Here is a 7,784-nt window from a genome sequence, read left to right as displayed (position 1 = left end):
CCGACCGCGAAAAAGCTCGAGGATGCCCGCCGCAAGGGCCAGGTGGCGCGTTCGCGCGAGCTCTCGACCATGCTGGTCACCATCGCCGCCGCCGGCCTGCTGTTCGTGCTCGGCGGGCATTTCGCCCAGGGCTTCCTGCAGCTGCTCAAGCACGCCTTCTCGGCGCAGGTGCTGACCACGCGCGATCCCTGGCAGCTGCCGGTGCTCTTCGGCCAGTTCATGCTCGAGGCACTGGTGCTGCTCTGGCCGCTGTTCCTGGTCTGCTTCATCGCTGCACTTGGGGCCTCGGTGATGCTTGGCGGCGCCACTTTCTCGCTGTCGTTCAAGTTCGAGAAGCTGGACCCGATCAAGGGCATCGGCCGGCTGTTCTCCATGCAGAGCCTGGTCGAGCTGGTGAAGTCGGTGCTCAAGGTGCTGGTCATCGGCGGCGTCGCCTGGTTCCTCATGACCGGCCTGGTCGACGACATCCTCGGCCTGTCGCTGCAGTCGCCTGAGCAGGCCATGCTGAGCAGCGGGCGCATGCTGGTGTGGTTCTTCCTGGTGGTCAGCCTGCCGCTGGCGGTGATCGCGCTCATCGACGTGCCCTGGCAGCTGTTCAACCACAAGAAGCAGCTGCGCATGACCCGGCAGGAGATCAAGGACGAGCACAAGGAGTCCGAGGGCCGCCCCGAGGTCAAGGGCCGCATCCGCCAGATGCAGATGGAGGCTTCGCGCCGCCGCATGATGGAAAAGGTGCCGCAGGCCGACGTGATCGTGACCAACCCCACCCACTATGCCGTGGCGCTGCGCTATGACCAGGGCAAGGGTGGCGCGCCGGTGGTGGTGGCCAAGGGCATTGACGAGATCGCCGCACGCATCCGCGAGATCGGCGGCGAGCACAAGGTGCCGCTGGTGGCTTCGCCGCGGCTGGCGCGCGCCATCTACGCCAGCTGCGAGCTGGACCGGGAAATTCCCGCCGGGCTCTACCTGGCGGTGGCGCAGATACTGACCTACGTCTACCAGCTCAAGCAGTGGGAGGCCATGGGCGGAGACATTCCGGCCGTGCCCGAACCGCTGGTGGATGCGCAATACCTCAAGGGCCATGAAACGGACCGCGGACAGGACCACTGATCATGAAGCAGAACGATTTCTCCGCAAACATGCTGGCCACCGTGCGCGACCTGACGCGGAGCGGGCTGGGCATCCTGCTGCTGATCCTGGCGCTGCTCGGCATGCTGGTGGTGCCGCTGCCGACCTTCCTGCTCGACCTGTTCTTCACCTTCAACATCATGCTCTCGCTGATGATCCTGTTCGCGGTGATCTACGTGCAGCGGCCCATGGACTTCAGCGCCTTCCCGACCGTGCTGCTGGTCGCCACGCTGCTGCGCCTGGGCCTGAACGTGGCCTCGACGCGCGTGGTGCTGATGGAGGGCCACCAGGGCCCGGGCGCCGCCGGCCAGGTCATCGAGGCCTTCGGCCACTTCATCATCGGCGGCAATTTCGCGGTCGGCATTGTGGTCTTCGCCATTCTGGTGATCATCAACTTCATGGTGGTGACCAAGGGCGCCGGCCGTGTCTCGGAAGTGACCGCGCGCTTCACCCTCGACGCCATGCCGGGCAAGCAGATGGCCATCGACGCCGACCTCAACGCCGGCATCATCTCGCAGGACGAAGCGCGCAAGCGCCGCGAAGACGTGCGCATCGAGTCCGACTTCTACGGTGCCATGGACGGCGCCAGCAAGTTCGTCAAGGGCGATGCCATCGCCGCCATCCTGATCCTGCTCATCAACCTGGTCGGTGGCATGGTCATCGGCATGATGCAGCACGACCTGAGCGCGGCGACGGCGGCCGAATACTACGTGCTGCTCAGCATCGGCGACGGCCTGGTGGCGCAGATCCCGGCGCTGCTGCTGTCGATCGCGGTGGCCATCATCGTCACCCGCATTTCGCGCACCGAGACCATGAGTGCGCAGGTGGTCGGGCAGATGCTGGACAACCCGCGCGTGCTCTACCTGTCGGGCATCGTGCTGTTCATCGTCGGGGTCATTCCGGGCATGCCGCACCTGGTGTTCCTGCTGCTGGCCGGTGCCTGTTTCGCCGGCGGCTGGCTGGTGCAGACGCGCGACGAAGGCCCCGAGGTGCTGCTGGCCGGCGAGGGTGGCGACCTGGCGGCGCAGGTGCCGCAGCAGCCGGCCGAGATCCAGTGGGACGATGTGACCCAGAATGACGTGCTCGGCCTGGAGGTCGGCTACCGCCTGATTCCGCTGGTCGACCGCACCCAGGGCGGCGAGCTGATCGGCCGCATCACCGGTGTGCGCAAGAAGCTCTCGCGCGACCTCGGCTTCCTGGTGCAGCCGGTGCACATTCGCGACAACCTCGACATGGCGCCGACCGGCTACCGCCTGCTGGTGCTCGGCGACGCCGTCGCCAGCGGCGAGATCCAGCCGGGCATGGAGCTGGCCATCAATCCGGGCCAGGTGCACGGCAGCCTGCCCGGTATCGCCACCAAGGACCCGGCCTTCGGCATGGAAGCGGTGTGGATCGATCCGTCGCTGCGCGACCAGGCGCAGGCGCTGGGCTACACCGTGGTCGACAACGGTACCGTGATCGCCACCCACCTGAGCCAGATCATCCGTCATTTCGCGCACGAGCTGCTCGGCCACGAGGAAGTGCAGCAGCTGCTCGACCGGCTGGCGCAGACAGATCCGCGCCTGGTCGACAGCCTGGTGCCCAAGCAGCTGCCGCTGAGCGTGGTGGTGCGCGTGCTGCAGAACCTGCTCAAAGAGGGCGTATCGATCCGCAGCCTGCGCCTGATCGCCGAATCTTTGGCGGAGCAGGCGCCGCGAAGCAAGAATCCTGACGAATTGCTGGAAGGCGTCCGCATTGCGCTTGGTCGAATGATTATTCAGGAAATCAACGGCTTGGAAGAAGAGTTGCCGGCCATGGTGCTGGATTCGGAGTTGGAACAGATCTTGCTGAACAGCCTCAGAGGCGGCGCGGGCGCGGTCGGGCTGGAGCCCGGACTGGCCGAGCGCATGCAGCAGGGGCTGGCGGATTACGCCAGACGCCAGGAAGCAGCGGGCCAGCCGGCCGTGCTGCTGGTCTCGCCCTCGGTGAGGTCCTGGCTTGCGCGGTTTATCCGCCGCAGCATCCCGTCGCTGCATGTGCTCTCGTACAACGAAGTGCCGGACAGCAAGCAGGTGCGCCTGGTGTCGAGCCTGGGCTCGCAGGGGCGCCTGACCCAGGGTTGAGGCGGCATGACAGCAGGCCCTGGCGGCAGACGGACAGGGCAGGAGCGGAACATGAAGATCAAGAAATATCGCGCGGCGGACAGCCAGCAGGCCATGCGCCTGATCCGGGCCGAACAGGGGCCGGACGCCAGCATCCTGACCTGCTACCAGGTACCGGAAGGCATCGAGTTCGTGGTCGCCATCAACACGCCGGATCTGCAGGATGCCAGCGGCCGGCAGCTGTCGGTGCGCGCCCGGGAAAGTCAAAAAAATGACGAGACCGCCGCCGATCGCGACCTCATGACACTGCGCCACGAGCTGGGCTCGATGCGCGTTCTGCTGGAGCGCAATCTCGGCCGCCTGGTGGCGCAGGAATCGCCGCTGGCCACCGGCGATCTCGCCGCGCGGCTGACCTCGGCCGGCCTCGGCGGCGTGCTGCAGCAGCGCCTGCGCACCGTGCTGCCGGAGCAGCCGGACCGCGAGACCCTGGCCGAGGCCATCAAGACCAGCCTCGGCGCGGTCACCTGCGGCGAATGGCCGGCGCATGGCGCGACCGCGCTGATCGGCAGCCCGGGAGCCGGCAAGACCCAGCTCATGATCACCCTGGCCCTGCAGCATCGCCGGCGCTCGCCGCAGACGCCGCTGTTCCTGGTCAGCCTGGACCGCCTGCGCTTCGGTGCCCGCGAGCAGCTCATGGCGCTGGGCAAGGTGCTGCGCCTGCCGGTGCTGTTCGCCGAAGACGCCGCAGCGTTGCGCGACGAACTGGCGCAGCTGCCCGCCGATGCCCGCGTGCTGGTCGACACCGCCGGCGCCGACCACCATGACGAGGCCGCGCTGGCGGCACTGGGCAAGAGCCTCGATGCCGCCGGCGTCGCGCACCGCGTGCTGGTCATGGCCATGGACATGAGCGAGGAGTTGCGCCAGCTGACGCTGTCGGCGTTCGCCGCGCTGCGCCCGTCCGGTGTCGTCACCACCCGAGTCGACACCCTGGCGCAGCCCGGCTTGCTGGCCTCCTGGCTGTGCCGCCAGGACCTGCCCTGGCTGGGCAGCAGCATCAGCCGCGATCACGCCGCCGCCTGGCAGGCGGCCGACACCGGCGCGCTGGCGGCGCGCATCGCCGTGCGCTGGCCGCTGGCGGCGGCGGTGCCGGTTCCCGAACACGTCGAGCGCTGGTCCTGGTCGGCACAGCGCCGCACAGCCTGATATCGGACGAGGAGCGAGATAGCCATGCAGCCGGTACAAGTCATCGCGGTCACGAGCGGCAAGGGCGGGGTCGGCAAGACCAACGTCTCCATCAATCTGGCCTGCCAGCTGGCGCGCCTCGGCCGCCGCGTGCTGCTCATGGATGCCGACCTCGGCCTGGCCAATGTCGACATCCTGCTCGGGCTGCGCTCGGGCAACAACCTGTCCCACGTGCTAGTCGGCGAGAGCCAGCTCAAGGACATCCTGATTCCCGGGCCGTTCGGCATCACCATCATTCCGGCCGCCTCCGGCGTGCGCCAGATGGCGGAGATGACACCGGCCCAGCATGCGCAGCTGGTGCGTTCGTTCGCCGCGCTGCAGGACGAGTACGACGTGCTCATCGTCGATACTGCGGCGGGCATTTCCGACAGCGTGATCACCTTCAGCCGTGCCAGCCAGTACGTGCTGGTGGTGGTCACCGAGGAGCCGACCTCGCTGGCCGACGCCTACGGCCTGATCAAGGTGCTCAACCGCGATGCCGGCATCACCCGCTTCAAGGTGCTGTGCAACATGTCCGGCGGCGAGCTGCAGGCGCGCAAGGTGTTCGAGCGCCTGTGCGATGTCGCCGAGCGCTTCCTCGATGTCAACCTGGTCTGGGTCGGTGCCATCCCGCGCGACGAGTTCCTGCTCAAGGCGGTGGCGCTGCAGCGCGCGGTCAGCGACCTGTATCCGGCCGCCGACGCTTCGCAGGCCTTCCGCCGCCTGGCCGAGGATGTCTGCCGCTGGCCCATGCCGTCGGCTTCGCGCGGGCACATCGAATTCTTCGCGGAGCGGCTGCTGGCGGTCGGCAGCGAGGCGGGCCAGTCATGGTGAACGCATCGGCGGCCTACCGGCAGGTGCATCGTGGCAGTCGCGACGAGCTGGTGCTGCGTCACGCCGCCCTGGTCAAGCGTCAGGCCCTGCACCTGCGCGGCCGCCTGTCGCCCAGCCAGGACCTCGATGACCTGATCCAGGCCGGCATGATCGGCCTGCTGGAGGCGGCGAGCAATTACGAAGGCGACAAGGGCGCCAGCTTCGAGACCTACGCTGCCATCCGCGTGCGCGGGGCGATGATGGACCAGCTGCGCCGCGGCGGCTGGGCGCCGCGCTCGGTGGCGCGCACCGCGCGCGAGATCGGCGAGGCGCGCAACCGGGTCGAGCAGCGCCTGCGCCGCGAGGCGGCGGCGGCCGAGGTGGCCGCCGAGCTGGCCGTGGATCTGGAGACCTACCATGCCTGGCTGCGCGATGCCGAGGGCCTGTACCTGGCCAGCCTGGACCAGATCATCGACGAGCATCCCGAAACCGCCGTGCTCGGTGGCGAGGACAGCGCCACGCCGCTGCGCGCGCTCATGGGCGCCGGCTTCGAGCAGTCGCTGGCCGAGGAGATCGGCCGCCTGCCGGAGCGCGAGAAGCTGGTCATGTCGCTGTACTACGAACAGAACCTGAACATGAAAGAGATCGGCCTGGTCATGGATGTCACCGAATCGCGCGTCTGCCAGTTGCACGCCCAGGCCGTGGGCCGGCTGCGCAAGGCGCTGGGCGAATGGGCCGGCGAGACCGCCTGAGGAGTTTGAACCATGGACCTGATGACCCTGATAGGCATCGTGCTGGCCTTCGTGGCCCTGCTGGTCGGCAGCATCCTCAAGGGTGCCGGCCTCAAGGGGCTGCTGGGTGGCGCGGCGTTCATGATCGTGATCGTGGGGACGCTGGCCTCGGTGATGGTGCAGCACCCGAGGCCGGTGCTGATGCGCGCCGCCAAGCTCGGCAAATGGCTGTTCAAGCCGCCGCACATCGATCCCGCGACCGAGATCGCGCGCATCGTGGAGTGGAGCCGCATCGCCCGCAAGGACGGCCTCATGGGCCTGGAGGCGCGGCTCGACGAGGTCGATGACGCGTTCGTGAAGAAGGGCCTGCAGCTGCTGGTCGACGGCGGCGAGCCGGAGAGCATCCGCAATGTGCTGGAGATCGAGGTCGAGACCGCCGAGGAGCACGACACCGCGGCCGCCAAGGTGTTCGAGGCCATGGGCATCTACGCGCCGACGCTGGGCATCGTCGGCGCCGTGCTCGGCCTGATGGCGGTCATGGGCAATCTCGCCGATCCCAGCAAGCTCGGCCCCGGCATCGCCGCCGCTTTTACCGCGACCATCTACGGCATCGCCTCGGCCAACCTGTTCTTCCTGCCCTTCGGCAACAAGCTGAAGATGCTGGTCAAGGAGCAGGCCAAGTTCCGCGCCATGATGATCGAGGGTCTGGTGTCGATCGCGCAGGGCGACAACCCGCGCAACATCGAGACCCGTCTGCAGGGCTACTTCGTGCAGGCGCCGGGCAAGGACGCCGGCAAGGGCAAGGGGAAGTGAGCCATGGCGCGCAAGCACAAGCATGAGGATCATGTGAACCATGAGGCCTGGGCCATTCCCTACGGCGACCTCATCACGCTGCTGCTGGCCTTCTTCGTGGTCATGTACGCCATCTCCTCGGTCAACGAGGGCAAGTACCGCGCCGCCTCCGAATCGCTGAACGCGGCCTTCAACGGCTCGCCCAAGACCAATGTGCCGGTGCAGATCGGCAGCGTCACCGTGCAGTCCGAGGGCATGAGTCCCAACCTCGACATGGTGGCCACCGACCAGCCCGTCGGCGGCGAGGACGGCATCGACCGCAACGAGGACATGGAGGGCAGCCTGGGCGAGATCGCCGAAGCCATGCGCCAGCAGCTCTCCGACCTGATCGAGGCGCGCGTGATCCTGCTCAACGAAAGCACGCACGCGCTCGAGATCGTGATCCAGACCGACCTGCTGTTCCCCAGCGGCACCGCCGTGCTGTCGCAGCAGGCGCGCGACATCCTGACCCGCCTGTCGGACATCCTGGAGCGTTTCCCCAACCCCATCCGCGTCGAGGGGCACACCGACAACGTGCCCATCAGCACGCCGGCGTATCCGTCGAACTGGGAACTGTCGGCGGCGCGCGCGGCCAGCGTGGTGCACCTGCTCATGCGCGCCGGGGTCGATCCGGCGCGCATGGCGGTGATCGGCTTCGGCGAGTACCGTCCGGCCACCGACAACGCCACCGAGGCTGGCCGCAACCGCAATCGTCGCGTCCAGCTCATTGTCTCCGCCAGCCAGCTCACCGCGCCTGCGGTGCGCGAAAGCGTGGCACCGGGCATTGCGCCGATCCCGCAAGCAGTGGTTCCATCGGCAGCTGGACGCCCCTGAGCGGGCGGGAACTGAACGAGAGATGTCCTGATGCAAGACGTGACGAGCTTCCTCAACGACCTGGCCGCGCGTGTCGGCACCGACACCCACCTGGGCGCCTGGCTGGCCACGCCGGATGCCGCGCCGGTGGTGCTGGGGCTGGCCG

7 protein-coding genes are annotated in these 7,784 nt (G+C 67.9%); all 7 read left to right on the top strand.

The annotated features are described in order from the left end of the window. On the top strand, positions 1–1,110 hold a 1,110-nt coding region (flhB, locus tag C5O18_RS04290), incomplete at its 5' end, for a flagellar biosynthesis protein FlhB (protein WP_105191771.1). A gap of 2 nt (positions 1,111–1,112) precedes the next feature. Beyond that, complete coding sequence (gene flhA, locus C5O18_RS04285; protein ID WP_206389722.1) at positions 1,113–3,230, top strand: flagellar biosynthesis protein FlhA; 2,118 nt, start codon at positions 1,113–1,115, stop codon at positions 3,228–3,230. A 51-nt stretch (positions 3,231–3,281) separates the two neighbouring features. After that, on the top strand, positions 3,282–4,412 hold the full coding sequence (locus C5O18_RS04280) for a flagellar biosynthesis protein FlhF (RefSeq protein ID WP_158249264.1): 1,131 nt from the start codon (positions 3,282–3,284) through the stop codon (positions 4,410–4,412). A gap of 24 nt (positions 4,413–4,436) precedes the next feature. After that, positions 4,437–5,264: a MinD/ParA family protein gene (locus C5O18_RS04275; protein WP_206389721.1), complete on the top strand. Its 828-nt coding sequence runs from the start codon at positions 4,437–4,439 to the stop codon at positions 5,262–5,264. Next, entirely contained in the window at positions 5,258–5,995 is a 738-nt protein-coding gene (locus C5O18_RS10725) for an RNA polymerase sigma factor FliA (protein WP_206389720.1), read from the top strand. Before C5O18_RS04275 ends, C5O18_RS10725 begins: the two co-directional genes overlap by 7 nt. Positions 5,996–6,007: 12 nt before the next feature. Then, positions 6,008–6,787 carry a flagellar motor protein gene (locus tag C5O18_RS10720; RefSeq protein WP_105191765.1) on the top strand — a complete coding sequence of 260 codons (780 nt, stop codon included), beginning with the start codon at positions 6,008–6,010 and terminating at the stop codon, positions 6,785–6,787. 3 nt (positions 6,788–6,790) lie between these two features. Then, positions 6,791–7,639 (top strand): flagellar motor protein MotD, encoded by an 849-nt coding sequence (gene motD / locus C5O18_RS04260; protein WP_105191763.1) that lies wholly within the window; start codon positions 6,791–6,793, stop codon positions 7,637–7,639. Positions 7,640–7,784 lie beyond the last annotated feature (145 nt).

The sequence above is a fragment of the Amnimonas aquatica genome, from assembly GCF_002943415.1.
GTDB classification, from domain to species: domain Bacteria; phylum Pseudomonadota; class Gammaproteobacteria; order Pseudomonadales; family Moraxellaceae; genus Perlucidibaca; species Perlucidibaca aquatica_A.
Note: the sequence above shows the minus strand (reverse complement) of the source record. Positions and strands in the feature narration are given on the sequence as shown.

What these genes read in the sequence shown, in the direction of transcription:
- flhA (WP_206389722.1), top strand. Translation starts at nt 1,113, where the DNA reads ATGAAGCAGAACGATTTCTCCGCAAACATGCTGGCCACCGTGCGCGAC.
- C5O18_RS04275 (WP_206389721.1), top strand. Translation starts at nt 4,437, where the DNA reads ATGCAGCCGGTACAAGTCATCGCGGTCACGAGCGGCAAGGGCGGGGTC.
- C5O18_RS10725 (WP_206389720.1), top strand. Translation starts at nt 5,258, where the DNA reads ATGGTGAACGCATCGGCGGCCTACCGGCAGGTGCATCGTGGCAGTCGC.
- motD (WP_105191763.1), top strand. Translation starts at nt 6,791, where the DNA reads ATGGCGCGCAAGCACAAGCATGAGGATCATGTGAACCATGAGGCCTGG.
- C5O18_RS10720 (WP_105191765.1), top strand. Translation starts at nt 6,008, where the DNA reads ATGGACCTGATGACCCTGATAGGCATCGTGCTGGCCTTCGTGGCCCTG.
- C5O18_RS04280 (WP_158249264.1), top strand. Translation starts at nt 3,282, where the DNA reads ATGAAGATCAAGAAATATCGCGCGGCGGACAGCCAGCAGGCCATGCGC.